13 protein-coding genes are annotated in these 15,958 nt (G+C 47.5%); all 13 read left to right on the forward strand.

Features of this window, described 5'->3' with window-relative positions; genetic code table 11:
• The first annotated feature begins 62 nt into the window (after positions 1 to 62).
• The 13 genes from GON05_RS04825 (at position 63) to GON05_RS04885 (ending at position 15,958) form a co-directional block, all read left to right on the forward strand.
• Positions 63 to 980 (forward strand): carbohydrate ABC transporter permease, encoded by a 918-nt coding sequence (locus GON05_RS04825; RefSeq protein WP_397370149.1) that lies wholly within the window; start codon positions 63 to 65, stop codon positions 978 to 980.
• A gap of 41 nt (positions 981 to 1,021) precedes the next feature.
• Positions 1,022 to 1,723: a hypothetical protein gene (locus GON05_RS04830; protein WP_157318088.1), complete on the forward strand. Its 702-nt coding sequence runs from the start codon at positions 1,022 to 1,024 to the stop codon at positions 1,721 to 1,723.
• Between the two features lie 28 nt (positions 1,724 to 1,751).
• Positions 1,752 to 2,492 carry a hypothetical protein gene (locus GON05_RS04835; RefSeq protein ID WP_157318089.1) on the forward strand — a complete coding sequence of 247 codons (741 nt, stop codon included), beginning with the start codon at positions 1,752 to 1,754 and terminating at the stop codon, positions 2,490 to 2,492.
• Between the two features lie 29 nt (positions 2,493 to 2,521).
• On the forward strand, positions 2,522 to 3,211 hold the full coding sequence (locus GON05_RS04840; RefSeq protein ID WP_157318090.1) for a hypothetical protein: 690 nt from the start codon (positions 2,522 to 2,524) through the stop codon (positions 3,209 to 3,211).
• A 123-nt stretch (positions 3,212 to 3,334) separates the two neighbouring features.
• Positions 3,335 to 4,648: an ABC transporter substrate-binding protein gene (locus tag GON05_RS04845; protein ID WP_157318091.1), complete on the forward strand. Its 1,314-nt coding sequence runs from the start codon at positions 3,335 to 3,337 to the stop codon at positions 4,646 to 4,648.
• 73 nt (positions 4,649 to 4,721) lie between these two features.
• Positions 4,722 to 5,732 (forward strand): hypothetical protein, encoded by a 1,011-nt coding sequence (locus GON05_RS04850; RefSeq protein ID WP_157318092.1) that lies wholly within the window; start codon positions 4,722 to 4,724, stop codon positions 5,730 to 5,732.
• A 37-nt stretch (positions 5,733 to 5,769) separates the two neighbouring features.
• Complete coding sequence (locus GON05_RS04855) at positions 5,770 to 7,134, forward strand: ABC transporter substrate-binding protein (protein ID WP_157318093.1); 1,365 nt, start codon at positions 5,770 to 5,772, stop codon at positions 7,132 to 7,134.
• A 57-nt stretch (positions 7,135 to 7,191) separates the two neighbouring features.
• Positions 7,192 to 8,583, forward strand: a complete 1,392-nt coding sequence (locus GON05_RS04860; RefSeq protein ID WP_181646415.1) for an S-layer homology domain-containing protein — start codon at positions 7,192 to 7,194, stop codon at positions 8,581 to 8,583.
• A gap of 87 nt (positions 8,584 to 8,670) precedes the next feature.
• Positions 8,671 to 9,375: an ABC transporter ATP-binding protein gene (locus tag GON05_RS04865; RefSeq protein ID WP_157318094.1), complete on the forward strand. Its 705-nt coding sequence runs from the start codon at positions 8,671 to 8,673 to the stop codon at positions 9,373 to 9,375.
• Entirely contained in the window at positions 9,365 to 10,393 is a 1,029-nt protein-coding gene (locus GON05_RS04870; protein ID WP_157318235.1) for an efflux RND transporter periplasmic adaptor subunit, read from the forward strand. The genes GON05_RS04865 and GON05_RS04870 overlap by 11 nt, the downstream gene beginning before the upstream one ends.
• 12 nt (positions 10,394 to 10,405) lie before the next feature.
• Positions 10,406 to 13,321, forward strand: a complete 2,916-nt coding sequence (locus tag GON05_RS04875) for an ABC transporter permease (RefSeq protein ID WP_157318095.1) — start codon at positions 10,406 to 10,408, stop codon at positions 13,319 to 13,321.
• Between the two features lies 1 nt (position 13,322).
• Positions 13,323 to 14,207, forward strand: coding sequence for an ABC transporter ATP-binding protein (locus GON05_RS04880; RefSeq protein WP_157318096.1), 885 nt, complete (start codon positions 13,323 to 13,325; stop codon positions 14,205 to 14,207).
• Between the two features lie 17 nt (positions 14,208 to 14,224).
• Positions 14,225 to 15,958, forward strand: coding sequence for a glycoside hydrolase family protein (locus GON05_RS04885; RefSeq protein ID WP_157318097.1), 1,734 nt, complete (start codon positions 14,225 to 14,227; stop codon positions 15,956 to 15,958).

A 15,958-nucleotide genomic window follows, 5' to 3' on the forward strand; every position in this document is an offset into this window, starting at 1 on the left:
TTTACGACAGGAGGGATGACGCTATGTTTCGTATCAAATTGAAAGAAGAGCAGACGGTCGGTATGCTACAGCTGCTCAGCAAAATCCGTTATGCGGTTATCGGGCGGGAAGCGGATAAAGGTCTGTTATTCAAATTGTTCATCTACTTGATCTTGCTGGATACAGCTTACATTTATTTGAAGCCGATCTTGCACATGGTAGCGACCATGGTTAAAAATGCAGACGATTTACTGGATCCGGCCGTCAACTGGTTCCCGAGGACAATCTACCTCGGGAATCTCCAAGAGGCTTGGTCGTGGATGAAATACCCGAAGGCGCTGGGCATCAGCCTAGGCCTCTCACTCTCTGTGGCTATCTTGCAAACCTTATCGTGTGCCGTTACCGGTTATGCGTTTGCAAGGCTGAAAATCCCGTTTAAGCGAGTGCTGTTTTTTTTCCTGATGTTAACCTTCATTGTGCCTATGCAAGTTACGATTCTGCCCAACATTATTTATGCCAGACAGTTAGGCCTGTTGAATACGATTTATCCGATCATCGTTCCGGCCTTTTTCGGCTTGGGGTTAAAAGGAGCGCTGTTCGTCATTATTTACCGCCAATTTTTCTCCACACAGCCGAAGGAATTGGAAGAAGCAGCACGGATTGATGGGGCTGGCGTGTTTAAAATCTTTTACAAGGTTATGATGCCGTTAGCCAAACCGGCGATTCTCGTCGTTTTTCTGTTTTCCTTCATCTGGACGTGGAACGACTTCTACCTGCCGAGCATGTACTTGTCGGATATCGAAACGGCGCCGTTATCGCTCGGGATAGAGAAGATCGCTTCAGCCCTGCGGCAGCAAGCCGAGGCTTATGGGCCGTCCGTGAATGACGAGGCGATCCGCATGTCCACAACGTTCTTAATGATTATCCCGCCACTGCTACTGTACACGTTCACGCAGCGATGGTTTGTAGAAGGCGTAGAACGTACAGGTTTAGTGGAGTAGAAACTTGATCAGTGACAGTTGAAACGGAGGGTAAAAAAGAGATGAAACGTCTTCTCGCATTATGTTTAGTTGGCGTGCTGGTCGCCATATTGACGGCATGTTCGAATGCAACAACGACGGCAAGCAAGTCAGCCGGACCGGTTAAAATGCTTTATATCAAACGAGGGGAAGGGACGAATGACCCTTATGTGGTGAAACATTTTGAGAAGGTAGGCTATACCGTCATTGATATGGCGGATAACGTGTTTAAACCGGAAAATCTAAACGGTTATGGCGTTGTCTATGTCAGCCCGACTGTCAATGCTTCCAGAATCAATGATCAGCTTAAGGGCTCGAAGGTGCCTATCGTTTTTGCGAAGCCGCAAGTGGCCAGTATTTCCGCATTAACGGGACTGCTGGATTACAATGAGCTCAGCGCGGCAAAAACCGTTCAAATTAAAGACAGTAAACATCCTTTGGCCGCTGGATTTAAAGATCAAGTAACGGTTTATAAAAATGACGGTAAAATCGGTTACGCCATCCCGGGCAAAGAGGCTGTTACGATCGTAACAGCTCCCGGTGATGATAAGAAAGCGGTTGTTTTTGGCTATGAGAAGGGCGCCAAAAATATGAACAATGAGCCGGTCGCTTCCCGGCAGGTATTCTTTTATTTGAGTGCAGGGGAAGAAATGAATCAGACGGATGACGGCTATAAACTATTGGATGCGGCTGTGCAATGGGCAGCTCAAAATGGACAAAAATAAACATTCCTGACAGGGAGGAAATTCGTCTATGAAAAAGGTAAATGCAGCCCTCATGGCTTGTATGGTCTTTGCACTCTCCGCTTGCAGCTCAGTGACCAGTCATCCTGTATCGGTATCCAACCAACCGGCATCCAGCGCGGCAGCCAAGTCGCAGAGCAATGGAAAAAGTGTGCTTTTTATCGGCCAAGAAGGCGGTGGCGACGGGATTATGATCAAACGGTTTAAGGAAAAACACGGGATGAATGTCACCGTGGTTTCCGACAAAGAAGTGACGACAGAGAAAGCCAACGGTTTTAATTTGATTTTTGTTAGCGAGTCGGTCAATTCAGGGAAAATCAAGGACAAATTCGTGGCTATTCCAGTCCCTGTTATCTACGACGAGCCGCAAATTTCCGGTGATACAGGCATGACGGATGTTGACATGAACGGCAAGCTGGAAGGGAACAATGCAGCGAAGACGATTCAAATCCGCAATGGTCAGCATGCGTTGGCAGCCGGTCTCCAAAACAATGTGGATGTCTACAAAGATAATGGAAAAATGAGTTGGGCAACGCCGGGCAAAGATGCGATTGTTGTGGCAACTGTGCCCAATGATGAGATGAAGGCGACCATTTTTGCTTACGATAAGGGCATGACGAATGTGAAAGGGCAGACGGTTGCTGCACGTGAGGTTTTCTTTTACATGATGACAGGTGAAGAAATCAATCAAACGGATGAGGGATGGAAGCTGTTTGATGCCGCTGTCCGCTGGGCGCAAGAGACCAAATAACACGAGTTCTTGAGAGAGGCGGGGAGTTAATGAAGCGGTTGTTTTCTTACTTAATGATGGTCATCCTTATTTTTGCAAGCGCTGCCTGTTCCATGCCGACGACGCAAAAAGACGCTGGAAACGGGAAGAAAGTCCTTTTTGTCGGCACGGACAGTGCAAACGACCGAATTGTGATGAAGCATTTCAAGGAGCTTGGCTATGAGACTACGCTGATGTCAGATAAAGAGCTTACTCCGGAACAGCCGGCCAATTACGGCTTGGTCTTTGTCAGTTCATTCGCAGGCTCTCATCGTGTTGCGGATAAATTGCTCGGATCAACTGCGCCTGTCATTTATGCCAATGGCAAAATATTAGGTGAAGTGGGATTGGCGAGCAAAGATGATTCCGATTACGGAGATTATACCGGCCTGTCGATCGGTATAAAAGAGAGTAAGCACGAGCTTGCGGCCGGATTACCGGGAAGCGTGGACATTTATAAAGAAGCAGCGAAGATCAACTTTGTTGTGCCGCAGGGAGGCGTCATTATCGCCTCAGCACCGGATAACGATAAACGTGCCGTGATTTGTGCTTTTGACAAAGGTACGAAAAATATGAGCGGCCAAGTTTTGCCGGCTAAGCGCTTGTTTTTCAATTTGACAGGCGGGGAAGAAATCAACAGGACGGATAATGGATGGAAGCTTTTTGATGCAGCCGTTCACTGGGCAGTGGGTAAAGGTTGAATCGGAATGATGCAACAAACAACCTATAATGTTGGAGAACCCCCCTAATGTAAACGTAAACATTTCGTAATAAAGTGAAAGTATACAAAATTTGAAATCAAGATTGGGAGGTTTATAGAGAAAATGAAAAAATTTCTCAAAGCATCTTTAGCGATCACGTCGGCATTTGTTATCCTGACAGGCTGTACGTCCGAGCCCGCTCAAAGCGATAAACAGCAGCCCGTTGCCTCAGCAAACAAATCACCGGATAACGAAATATTCATTTATACCGTGTATCCAGCCTTTTATGCCAAAGAAGATATCTGGGAGAAACAAGTGGGGCAATACCTCAAGAAGAAATTCCCGGATCTCACGTTCAAACACGTACAGTGGGATAATCCCGGCCGGCAGTATAAGGATTTGATTGCAGCAGGTACGATTCCTGACATTGTTATTGATAACGCCCGGATGAACTTGCAGCGCAATATTTTGAAAAACGATTTGCAGTATGACATGACGGACCTGATCAAAAAGTACAATTTTGACACGAGCACATTAAATCCTGCGGCAATGACGCAAATGAAGAACGTAACGCCGGAAGGGAAAATTTATGGTTTGCCTTTCCAATTGAGCGATTTCGTTCTGTTCTATAACAAAGATATTTTTGATAAATTCGGTGTGGATTACCCGAAAGACGGAATGACCTATGATGAGGTTTATGAATTGGCTAAAAAGCTGACTCGTGTCGAGGGTGAAAATACGTACAAAGGGTATCAACAGCATCCTGGTTTGTATATGACTTACAATCAGCTTTCCCTTTCACCTCTTAGTTTGACGGAAGATAAGGCGGAGATGAATACTCCGGGCTGGAAGAAGGAAGTCGACAATTTAAGACGTTTCTACGAGATTCCGGCTAACCAATTTACATCCGTCGATGATTTCCCGAAAGGGAAAATGGCGATGAGTGTTCACGTGACAGAGAAGATCGTTCAGTGGTATGAGCAAAATAAAAACTTGAACTTTGATATCGCTGCAATGCCATCCTTCTCAGATGCGCCGGGCGTCAAAGCTCAGCCAAATCTATACTCGGCATACATTACCAAACAGTCGACCAAGAAAGATCAAGCTTTCCAAGTGATCCAGTATCTGCTGTCTGAAGAGATGCAAATCAACTTTGCTAAAGAAGGTATCATCGGACCGCTGCAAACGCAGAAAGTACAAGAAGCTTTCGGTAAAAACTTGCCGCAAATGCAAGGGAAACATACGCAAGCTATCTTCTACGGCAAAAATGCGATGCCGCCAGCGGCTCGCGCTTCAGGTTTAACTTACATTGACGTGCCGGTACACGGCGTGTTCCAGCCTCTGATCTTCGGAGAATCCAAGGACTCCGTAACCGCACTGCGCATGATTGAAGAATCTGCAACAAAAGCGATTCAGACTGAGAAAGCCGCCCAATAATGCAGTATAGGGCTCCTTCATCCAATTCATGGAGGGGCCTTCATTCCAATTTGAAAAAGGGGTGACCCATTTCATGAAACGTTTACTATTGCTGCTCATCGCTGTGTTTATGACTATCGCGATGAGCGCCTGTTCATCCTCAGAGAAAGCAGCTGATCCGGGCGTATCGACAACACCTGCGTCAACGGTAACAGCGACAGCAACGGCAACACCATCGGCGACTCCAACCGCTACGCCGAAAGCTTCAGAGACTCCAGCAGCTTCGTCAACACCTGCAGCTTCAGCAACGCCTGCTGCAACCGTGGAAGCAACGAAAGCGGCAAGCCCTACGGCTGATGCAACGAAGGCACCGACTGCGGCTTCCACAGCGAAGGCAAGTGAAGCACCTGCACAGGCAACGGCTGCGCCAGCGCCGGCTGCGAGCCAACCAGAGGCAGCTCAGAAAGCGGAAGTTTCTCCGCAAGGGAAGAAAGTGCTTCTTGTCGGCAGGGATTCCGAGCCGCTTCCCGCTGAAGACGTTGCAATTGCAAGCCGTTTGAAAGGGATGGGATTTAGCGTAACCCATCTTGCAGATCGCGAGCTTACCGCTGATGCGACGAAAGGGTACGATTTGATCTACGTCAGCCAAACGACGAATTCAAAATTTTTGAAAACAGGTGCGATGAAAGAAGTTGCGATTCCAACGGTGTATGTGAAAAGCCACGGGATGTTCTATCTCGGACTCTCCTCCCAAGAGGAAGGCACGACGGTTAAGAAGTTGAAATCCATTGATATCGTCGATAGCAAATCTAAGATTGCCGGCGGATTATCTGGCACTGTAGAAGTTTACACGGAAACCGGCGATAATTTCGGCGTCAGCTATGGGATTCCAGGCAAGGAAGCGAAAGTGATCGCTACGGTTCCTGGCGACAAAACGAAGGCTGCTCTTTATTACTATGATAAAGGCGCAAAAGGCGATAACGGTTATGAAGTGAAAGCGCGATTATCCTACTACTATTGGAGTAACGGCATGCAGGATACTTCTACGGATGCGGGCTGGAAGCTTTGGGATAACATTGTTTTGTGGACGCTGCAGAACGGATAACTAAATCTTGCGGTTCATGAAGGAGGTCATAGTCGTAATGAAACGAGTACAAATAAGTCTGGCCCTTGCGCTTACCCTAGCGCTGGCGGCTGGATGCACGAACGAGGCAGCTCCAAGTACCAAACCGGGGGGAACGGATGAGAAAACGTCACCGCAAGCCCAATCGTCACCGGATAACGAATTGTTTATTTATACCGTATGGCCGGCTTATTACGTCAAAGAGGAAATTTTTCAGAAACAAGTCGGAGACTTTATTAAAAAGAAATTTCCGAATGTCACGATCAAACACGTAGCTTGGGACAATCCGGGCAGACAGTACAAGGACTTGATCGCAGCCGGGACGATTCCTGATATCATCATGGACGACACTCGGATGAATGTTCAAAGATATTTGATCGATAATGATCTTCAGTATGATATTAGCGATCTGATCAAAAAGTATAACTTCGATACGAGCAAATTGAATCCGGCTTATATGGCGCAAATCAAAAATTTAACCCCGGATGGAAAAATATACGGTCTGCCGTTCTATAACAACGATTTTGCTTTGTTTTACAACAAAGATATTTTCGATAAATTCGGTGTTGATTATCCAAAAGATGGTATGACGTACGATGAAATCTACGAGTTGGCGAAAAAGCTGACGCGCGTTGAAGGTGACGTTACGTACAAAGGTTTCTCACAAAACCCGGGTCATTATTTAAATTATAATCAATTGTCCTTGTCCCCGTTAAGCAAAACCGAGGATAAAGGAGATATGAGCGATCCTAATTGGAAGAAGCTAGTAGACAACATGAGAAGGTTCTACGACATTCCAGCCAACCAGTTCGATACTGTGGAGACGTTTGCCTCCAAGCCAAGTATCGCTATGGCCGTGGCAACGGTAAGTGATCATTTAGTCAAGTTCTATGAGGAAAACAAAAACTTGAATTTCGACATTGCTTCTGTTCCGTCTTTAAGTGATGCTCCTAACACGAAATATCAGCCGAATGTGTACTCAATGTACATCACGAAGCAATCGAAGAAAAAAGATCTTGCCTTCCAGGTCATGGATGCACTGCTTTCGGAAGAGCATCAAATTGAGCTTGCCAAAGAAGGCGTCATCGGTCCGCTTCAGACGGATGCGGTCAAAGCAGCCTTCGGGAAAAACTTGCCTCAAATGCAGGGTAAGCACGTAGAATCCATTTTTAGCAGTCAAAATGCGATGCCTCCTGCTGCACGTAATCCTGGTTTAGTTTGGTATGACGTTCCTGTTCAAGGCGTATTCCAACCGCTGATTTTTAAGGAGTCCAAAGATTCCGTAACAGCGCTCAGGATGGTTCAGGAGCAAGCTACGAAAGCGATTGAGACTGCAAAGGCAGCTAAAACTGAAATTAATAAGGCAGCAAGCACGACCAAATAACCGTTTACCAACCATGCTAACATACACTACAAATCAAATTGAGAAAGGTGAGTTCACGTGAAAAAATTTGTATTCTCGCTACTGTCCATCCTTCTTATGTCACTAACTGTTCTTCCGTTTGCTTTCGCAGCAGACACGGATGCACCAGCCGCAACGGTTAAAAGTGTTGACGACTTCAAAGATTTGAAAAATTTACCGCAAGCAGATAAGGATAAGTTTGATTCACTGATTCAAGACGGCGTGTTTAATGGGTTGACGGAAGATACGTTCGGACTGGATGCTCGCATGAATCGGGCACAGTTTGCGAAAGTAGCTGCGATTATTTTTAACCTCGAAGTTGACGATACACTGACGGTTTCTTCTTTTACTGACGTCAGAAGTGACGATCCAGCCAATTCTTATGCGCTTCCTTATATTGAAGCATTGAAGAAGGCAGGACTTACCAATGGTTATGATGCAGAAGGCAAAACGTACAAACCGGCTGGCGACGTGTCCCGTCAAGAGCTTGCAGCTTTCTTGATTCGCGGATTAGGTCTGGATGACGATGCGGCTGCAGCTACGCCGGTTGATGATTCTACGGTAGATGACTGGGCCAAGGGTTATGTTTCACTTGCACTAGAGAAGAACCTGCTAGCAAATCAATCGGCAGGTAAATTTAGCGGAAAAACATCCGCTACACGTAAAATGCTGGCTCTAGCAAGCTTTGCAGCCAAACAAATTCTTTCCGGTAGTGAGCCGGAACAAACAGAAGAACCAGAGGTCAAGCCGGAGACTGGTAAAGATCCTGCAGCGCCAGCTGGCGAAATATCCGCACAAGGCAAAAAACTGCTTTTCATCACACGTCAAAGCTCGCAAATGACACAACTGAAAGAAAATCCGGATGATGAGAAAATTATTAACCGTTTGAAAGATCTTGGTTTCAAAGTGACATGGGTCAACTGTGATAAGTTTACGGCAGATAAAGCAGATGGATATGATTTGGTTTTCGTCAGCAACACGCTCAACTCCAAATATCTTCGTTCCGGCATTATGAAAGATATTGCGATTCCAACGGTTTACTTGAAAAATCACGGCATGTACTATTTAGGTCTTTCCTCTCAAGAGGAGAATACCAACGAATATAATATCAAGTCTACAACGATTGCTGAGCCAAAAGATAAAGCTGCGGCAGGACTTTCAGGTGAAGTAGACCTTCTATTAACGACAGATCCAAAAACAGCTATGGCTTATGGTCTTCCAGGCAAGGACGCTACGGTTATTGCGACAGTTCCAGGAAAACCGAAAGAAGCAACCATTTTCTACTACAACAAAGGAACGCACTCCGATAGCGGCTATGAGGTGCAAGCACGTCTTTCCTTCTTCTCCTTTGCCGGTAATTATGATAACGCTACTGAAGATAGTTGGAAGCTTTTGGACGCACTTGTTTTGTGGACACTGCAAAACGGCTAATAGCTTTGCATCAACATGTCGAACTCCAGTTTTCGAACTGGAGTTCTTTCTCTAGCCAAATCCGCACATATAGGAGCGTGAGTGGTCATGAATGTCCTTCAACAAGCAAGCTCTGCACCTCTGGTTCAAGCTGAAGGTGTCACTCGCATATTTGGACGCGGCTCTGCAGCTGTTCATGCGTTAAGAGGAGCGAGCTTAAGTATTCCTTCCAAGCAGCTCATTGCACTAAGAGGTCGTTCGGGCTCTGGCAAAACCACATTAATCAATATTCTGGGTGCGCTGGATAGACCGACAGAAGGACGGGTGTTTTTTAACGGCAATGAAATCAGCGGCTATTCCGAGAGCAAACGTAACGCCCTCCGGCGAAAGGATATGGGGCTTATTTTTCAATCTTTTGGCCTTGTTCCGTTAATGACAGCGTATGAGAATGTAGAGTTTGGCTTGCGTATTGCCGGCGTAAAGTCGGTGAATTTTAAGGAGTATACCGAGAGTGCTTTAGAGTATGTAGGGCTTAAGGCGAGGATGAAGCATAGGCCGTTTGAAATGTCTGGGGGAGAGCAGCAGCGGGTGGCAATTGCAAGAGCGATTGCCCACAAACCGACGTTAATTCTTGCAGATGAACCGACGGCTGAATTAGACAGCAAGATGGGGGCGCAAGTGATGCGGGTATTCAAAGATTTGGTGCAGCATGAGGGCATGACCATTATCCTCACGACGCATGATCCCGCCATTATGAGTTATGCCGATCATGTTTACGCATTGGAGGATGGACAAATTGTCGATGCGACTTAAACGCGCAGTTATGCCGGTTATTGGCCTATGCTGCATGGCGTGGGTGCTGGCGGGGTGTGCGCTCTTGCCCGTTGAGGAAGGTGAGCTGAAACCACCGCTTGTCGAGCCCGCTAAGGAAATCTTAAACCTGTACACGGTCAAACGCAGCAATATTGCCCAACAAATTACGGGTGTTGCGACATTTGCTTCCGATAAAATGGACTATTTATTTTACTCGGAGTCCGGCGGACGTTTGAAACAAATCAACGTGAAACTGGGGGATCAGGTAAAAGCCGGGGACGTACTGGCAACAACAGAAACGTCCGATTTGGATATGAGAGTGAAGCTCCAGCAAATCGCCATTGAGAAGCTAAAAATTTCACTTCAGCAAGCCATGGCTGAGAAAGATGGCGATGATCCCGATATTCGGATGAAGCTGCTCGATATGGAGAGCGCCCAGCTGCAACTGGAATCGCTCCAGAATCAACTCCAGAATACAAGGCTGACGTCTACCATTGACGGGATTGTGACGTTTATTGATACGCTTCAGCCAGGGGATCAAGTTGTTGCTTACAAACAGGTCATCACGCTTTCCGATCAGAAACAGATGAAGCTCGTTTATACGGCTTCAAGCAGCAATGATCTGGGTGGAGTCGAAGTCGGCATGGATGTAACGGTGAAAATCAAAGATAAAACCTACCCGGGGAAGGTTGTTCAAACGCCTCTCTCTGCGCCACCAAACAGTAATAAAGCGATTCAGGACAAAAATGCGAAAGCCATCTACATTCAGGTGACAGGTTTGCCACCGGATGTCGTGATTGGCAATCAGGCCGATATCACGATTGTGACCCAGAAGCGCGATCAAGTGATGGTAATCCCAAGAGCCGGACTTCGCAACTACATGGGTCGGGATTTCGTCCAGGTGCTTGATGGTGAAAGCCGCAAAGAAATTGATGTGGAAAAGGGTATCGTTGCGGCGACAGAAGTGGAAATTCGCAAAGGGTTAAGCGAAGGGCAGCAGATTATCCTGAACAACTAGGAGGCTAAGACGTTGGCGTTATTTATCATGATCTTGCGCAAAATGATCAATAATAAATGGCTTGAGCTTAGCTTGTTGTTCGGGCTTGTGCTGTCCGTCGCATTGGCGAGCAGCATGCCGATTTATACGAGTGCCATTTTGCAACGGCTTCTCATTCAAGAAATGCAGCAGCTGCAGCTGGGCAGCAATCAATATCCGGGCATTTATTGGCTGTCGGCCTCTTTTTCCGCGCAAGAAAAACAACCGAAGCATGTCACGATCGCAGAAACAGAGCAGTTTCTTAAGGGAAAAGAAGGACGATTCGGCATCCCCGTGCAGTCCTTCGTGCGTGAAAGAGCAACACAGCGTTACAATTTAACGCCAGCTGAGCCGGATAAAATCGATGTTAATGTTCAAAGATCAGCCGATATTTCCGCAATAGATGGCATGGAGAGTCACATCAGACTTGTAGATGGGCGGCTTCCGGCGAAAGAGCCGGTTAACGGTGTGTATGAAGCCCTTGTTGCTCCAGAGGCATTAACTGAGCTCGGGATGGTGCTGAACACCGTTTTCATTATCAAAGATGCGGGTTTGCAGGAGCCGATCTCCATTAAACCTGTCGGCGTGTTCGACCGTAAAGACTACACTGATATTTTTTGGTACAACAATACGAGCAGTTATAAAAACAGCTTTCTCATCGATTTTCAATTGTTCGAGAAAGCGTTTACGGTGGATGGCAAGTTAAATGTTCAATCCAGCTATTGGTATTTTGCGCTTGATTACAAGCTGTTGACTTTGGCATCCGCAGACGGATTTCTGTACAACGATGAAGCGATCAATACCTACATGGATACTCATTATGAAAACCATAATAAAAACGTGCCAGCCCTCCAAACACTCACTAACTATTATGTAAAAGAAGCGAATTTGCGGAAAATGTTATGGTCACTTAATGTGCCTGTTATGCTGATGCTCGCATTTTACTTATACATGGTGGCTAACCTCATCACGGAAAGGCAAAAAACAGAGATCGCCGTGCTGCGCAGCCGGGGAGCCAGTCGCTGGCAAATTGTGCTTAGTTACGCCGTTGAAGGCGTAGTGCTCGGGGCGATTGCCTATGGGGTCGGGCCGTATATTGGCGAATCGATTACAAGCTTATTAGGTGCTTCTAGTGGATTTCTTGAATTTGTCCAACGCGCAAAGCTGGAAACTGCGCTTAATCAGGATGCTTTTCTCTATGCGTTGATCGCAATTTCAGCATCGCTTGTCATGACGATTATTCCCGTTATCCTTGCCACAAGAGTCACCATTGTCGGTCACAAGCAGCAATCAGCGAGACTGCAGAAACAGTCTTTTTGGCATAAATTTTTCCTCGATATCGCGATCATCGGTATTTCGTTGTACGGATTGCAGAATTACAAAACGAGGGTCAAAGATATCCTTTCACTCGGTTTGAAATCAGGTGATTTACGAGTAGATCCCCTGTTGTTTCTCATTCCCGCGATGTTTATTTTCGGGCTCGGCCTGCTTGTGCTTCGTTTATATCCCTTGTTTATGAAGCTTTTGTACAGAATCGGGAAACGCTGGTGGCCGCCAACCGTGTACACGACTTTGATCCAGGTGAGCCGTTCGATTATTCAGTATCAATTTATTATGGTGTTTCTCATCATTACGATTGCTACCGGACTGTTCAGCGCAAGCGCTACACGTACCATCAATCAGAACACGACGGATAAAATCCGGTATTCCGCCGGTTCCGATATCGTCATGCAGATTCATTGGGAAAACGATGCGCCACCGGCTATCTTATTTGGTGCAGAGGAATCGAGCGATGACAGTTCGTCTGAGGAGGCTTCATCGGACGATGCTGCAGTAACTCCACCGCCTAAGGTTCAATATAGCGAGCCGTCTTTTTTACCGTTTACTCAGCTGCCAGGCGTGGAACATGCCGCTAAGGTGTTTGTCAAAAACGATGCATCCTTCACCAAAGGTAAAACGAACGCCAAAGTTGAGTTGATGGGCATAGACACCAAAGCCTTCGGCGAGACGGCGTGGTTAAGAGATCATTTGCTGGACCATCATATTTACGAGTATTTAAATTTAATTGCCAAAAATCCTTCCGCTGTTTTGATATCAAAGTCGGTGGCGGAAGAATACGGCGTCCAAGTAGGAGATACCCTGTCGGTTGGTTGGGGGAACCTCGAACCTGCTTCCGTGACCGTCTTCGGGATCATTAATTATTGGCCTTCCTGGAATCCTAATCCGGGAGCGGGCGATACGATTTCGGTTACCACGAAGCAAGGGACGACCACGAAGGTGAAGAAACCGATGCTAATCGTCGGTCACCTCACGTACATTCAGAATAACATCGGGATCGAGCCTTATGAGGTTTGGATGAAACTGAAACCGGAAGCAAGCAGTCAAGCCGTGTATCAGGCTGTGATTAAACATGGGTATGATATCGAATCGTTGACCGACGCCAAGCAAGCGCAGATCATAGCTGTCAAAGATCCTTTTCAACTCGCGATTAATGGTGTTATGACGTTAGGATTTATCATTTCGGTTGTCGTTTGCTTTTTCGGGTTCCTGCTCTACTGGGTGTTGTCGTTATCCGCTCGGACTCTGCAGTTCGGGATTTTCAGGGCGATGGGCGTTTCCGTTTTTCAACTCATTGGCATGTTGATTGGTGAACAAGTGATGGTATCGGGCGCAGCGATTCTTATTGGGATGATGACGGGCAATATCGCCAGTCACTTGTTTGTTCCCTTATTTGAGTTATCGTTCGATCCCAGCACGCAAGTGCCTCCGTTTCAAGTTACGTTCGATCCGCGCGACCATGAGCGGCTGTACGCGATCGTTACCGTCATGATTACAATTGGGCTTGTGGTGCTCGGACATATTGTCTCGCGAATCCGGATACATCAGGCCGTGAAGCTTGGGGAGGATTAAGATGATCCATTGCGATAATCTGGTTAAAATCTACAAAATTGCCGATTTGGAAGTCGTGGCCTTGCAAGGATTGGATTTGCATGTGGAAGCAGGCGAGCTGATGGCCATTATCGGCAATAGCGGAAGCGGCAAATCGACGCTGCTCAATATGCTTGGAGGACTGGATCGTCCTTCGGCCGGGCGTTTGATCGTAGACGGCAAGGACCTGCTCAGCATACGCGAGAAGGACCTCGTCAAATATAAGCGCGAGTCCGTCGGCTTTGTCTGGCAGAACAATGCGCGCAACTTAATCCCTTATTTGACCGCTCAGGAAAATGTGGAGCTGCCCATTCTGCTGCAGGGCAAACGGAAACGGGAGCGCGCGCTTGAGCTGCTGGAAGCCGTCGGGCTTAGCCACAGAAGGAATAACAAGTTGAACCAGTTATCCGGTGGAGAGCAGCAGCGCGTGGCGATTGCGATTGCCCTTGCCAACCATCCGAAGCTGCTGCTTGCGGATGAACCCACGGGCTCGGTCGATACGCGCATGGCGAATCAAATCCTTGATTTGTTCCGGCAACTTTCCCGGGAATTGGGGCTCACGATCGTGATTGTGACACATGATCCCATGCTCGCCAAGAAGGTGGATCGTGTGGTTGCGATCCGGGACGGACGAACGTCGTCAGAAATTTTACGGCGTAAGTCGTATGAGCAAGAAATGCAGGATTTAGAAGAAGGCATTGAAGAGGAAGAAGAGGAGTCTCACGACGAATATGCGGTGCTTGACCAAGCCGGTCGGCTGCAAATTCCTGCGAGCTACTTGGAAACCATCGGCATGAAAGAAACGAACAAAGTGAAGGTTACGGTGGAGGACGGCAGGATCGTGCTCATACCTCCAATTAAAGTATAACGAAGGAGCAATTGTCGATGATTAGTCAGGAAACGAAACAAATACCGGATACCCTCCTGCTGGAGGAGCGGGCAGGGCACGTGCTTAGCGCCATTATCGGGATGGCAGATGAGGATTTCGGATATATTCCTTTTTTTGCAGCGAATTTGATGGAGAAGCCGGCGTTTTTGACCCATGGGGATTGGGATTACGGCTCCAGCCATGGCCGCTTGGTGGATGCTCTTATTTTGGCCAGACATATGACAGGAGACGAGCGGGGGCGGGACATTGAGGAGCGTTACCGAGCTAACTTCCTCAGCTTTTTTAAAGAGGATGGTCTCAGCTACCGGCAAATCAATCCGAAAGCACCTTGGGAAACGAACGCAAACTTGATTGACCAGCGGGCTGTTATTCTCGCATTGACCTCCTGGTTTATGTCAACAGGTGACCGCAAAATCAAGCATGTGGCTGATAAACATGTGGCAGCGCTCAAACGTATCGCTATTAAGGAAAAAGATGTGTGGTACTACCCGGCTTCCGAGTACACCGTCAATGGCTGGCCGTCCACGAACGCGGTCCAGCTTCGGTTGGCACCCGATCCGGCAGCCTTCTGCGGACGTTTGGTCATGCCGCTGCTCAAGTATTATGAGCTGACAGGAAATATGGATGCTTTCGAGCTATGCCAGTTTTTTTCGGCGCTTATCGTTCATCGCAGTGGTGTGTTTAATCCGGATGGCAGCTTTAACGATTCGCTTGCTTACCGCAGCGGTCACTTCCATACCCGCATTGGTACGCTTGATGCGCTCGCGCGTTTCGCTTTGCATACCCAGGACGCTTCAATCATCCATTTCGTCAAGAAGAGCTATGACTGGGCGTTAACTCGCTCCACAACGTTCGGCTGGACGCCTGGCGACATGCATGAACAGGCTTTTGAGCATGAAACTTGCTCGCTGGTCGACTTAATTTCTACAGGAATTACGCTGGCTAGAGTTGGGTATGTCGAGTACTGGGGCATCGTAGAACGCTTCCTGCGCAACCACTTAACGGAATCCCAGTTGTTGAATCTGGACTGGGTTGTGGGAGCTGATAATAAAGCCAACGATGATGTTGGCATGAAGTCTTTCTTCAACGTGGCGGAACGTACGCGTGGCGCATTCGCTGGTTACTCCGCTCCCAATGATTTCTGCTGTAATGTCAGTGGAGGCAGAGGGCATACCAGTGATTTGCAAACCTGCTGTATCGGCTCGGGGACGCGCGGTTTGTTCATGGGCTGGAGCAATACGATTACAGAGCATAACGGGACGATTAGCGTGAATTTTCTGTTGAACCGGGGCTCACGTTGGCTTGATGTCTCCAGTCATTTGCCTCACGAAGGCAAGGTGGAACTGGAAATTCATCGCAGCGTGCCAAGATTACAGGTTCGTATACCTGAATGGGCGGGTTATGCGAAGGTGGAAGTCTACCGTGAACTTGGCGATAGCGTACGGACACAATCCGGCAGTGAACCGAGCATATGGGTGAATCAACGCTTCCTCGCGCTCGGTCCAGTACAGGCAGGAGAGAAGATTACGCTAACCTTCCCGCTTAGTGAACGCCAAACCATAGAGAAGGCGGTAGGACAGGAGTTTATCACGCGTTGGCGCGGGGATGATGTCATTCATTTGAGTCCGGCAGGGACGCATCACCCCTTTTATAACAACCGGAAAATATTCGAGAAAGCACCTCTTCGTTCAGGCCAGTATCGCCGATTACAGGAAGAATTTTATTGGTAA

The sequence above is a fragment of the Paenibacillus anseongensis genome (assembly GCF_009757995.1).
In the GTDB taxonomy this organism is placed as follows: Bacteria; Bacillota; Bacilli; order Paenibacillales; family NBRC-103111; genus Paenibacillus_E; species Paenibacillus_E chondroitinus.

Bases quoted from the DNA above. Each gene is read 5' to 3' on its own strand.
- GON05_RS04825 (WP_397370149.1), top strand. From the start codon at position 63: ATGCTACAGCTGCTCAGCAAAATCCGTTATGCGGTTATCGGGCGGGAA.
- GON05_RS04830 (WP_157318088.1), top strand. From the start codon at position 1,022: ATGAAACGTCTTCTCGCATTATGTTTAGTTGGCGTGCTGGTCGCCATA.
- GON05_RS04835 (WP_157318089.1), top strand. From the start codon at position 1,752: ATGAAAAAGGTAAATGCAGCCCTCATGGCTTGTATGGTCTTTGCACTC.
- GON05_RS04840 (WP_157318090.1), top strand. From the start codon at position 2,522: ATGAAGCGGTTGTTTTCTTACTTAATGATGGTCATCCTTATTTTTGCA.
- GON05_RS04845 (WP_157318091.1), top strand. From the start codon at position 3,335: ATGAAAAAATTTCTCAAAGCATCTTTAGCGATCACGTCGGCATTTGTT.
- GON05_RS04850 (WP_157318092.1), top strand. From the start codon at position 4,722: ATGAAACGTTTACTATTGCTGCTCATCGCTGTGTTTATGACTATCGCG.
- GON05_RS04855 (WP_157318093.1), top strand. From the start codon at position 5,770: ATGAAACGAGTACAAATAAGTCTGGCCCTTGCGCTTACCCTAGCGCTG.
- GON05_RS04865 (WP_157318094.1), top strand. From the start codon at position 8,671: ATGAATGTCCTTCAACAAGCAAGCTCTGCACCTCTGGTTCAAGCTGAA.
- GON05_RS04870 (WP_157318235.1), top strand. From the start codon at position 9,365: ATGCGACTTAAACGCGCAGTTATGCCGGTTATTGGCCTATGCTGCATG.
- GON05_RS04880 (WP_157318096.1), top strand. From the start codon at position 13,323: ATGATCCATTGCGATAATCTGGTTAAAATCTACAAAATTGCCGATTTG.
- GON05_RS04885 (WP_157318097.1), top strand. From the start codon at position 14,225: ATGATTAGTCAGGAAACGAAACAAATACCGGATACCCTCCTGCTGGAG.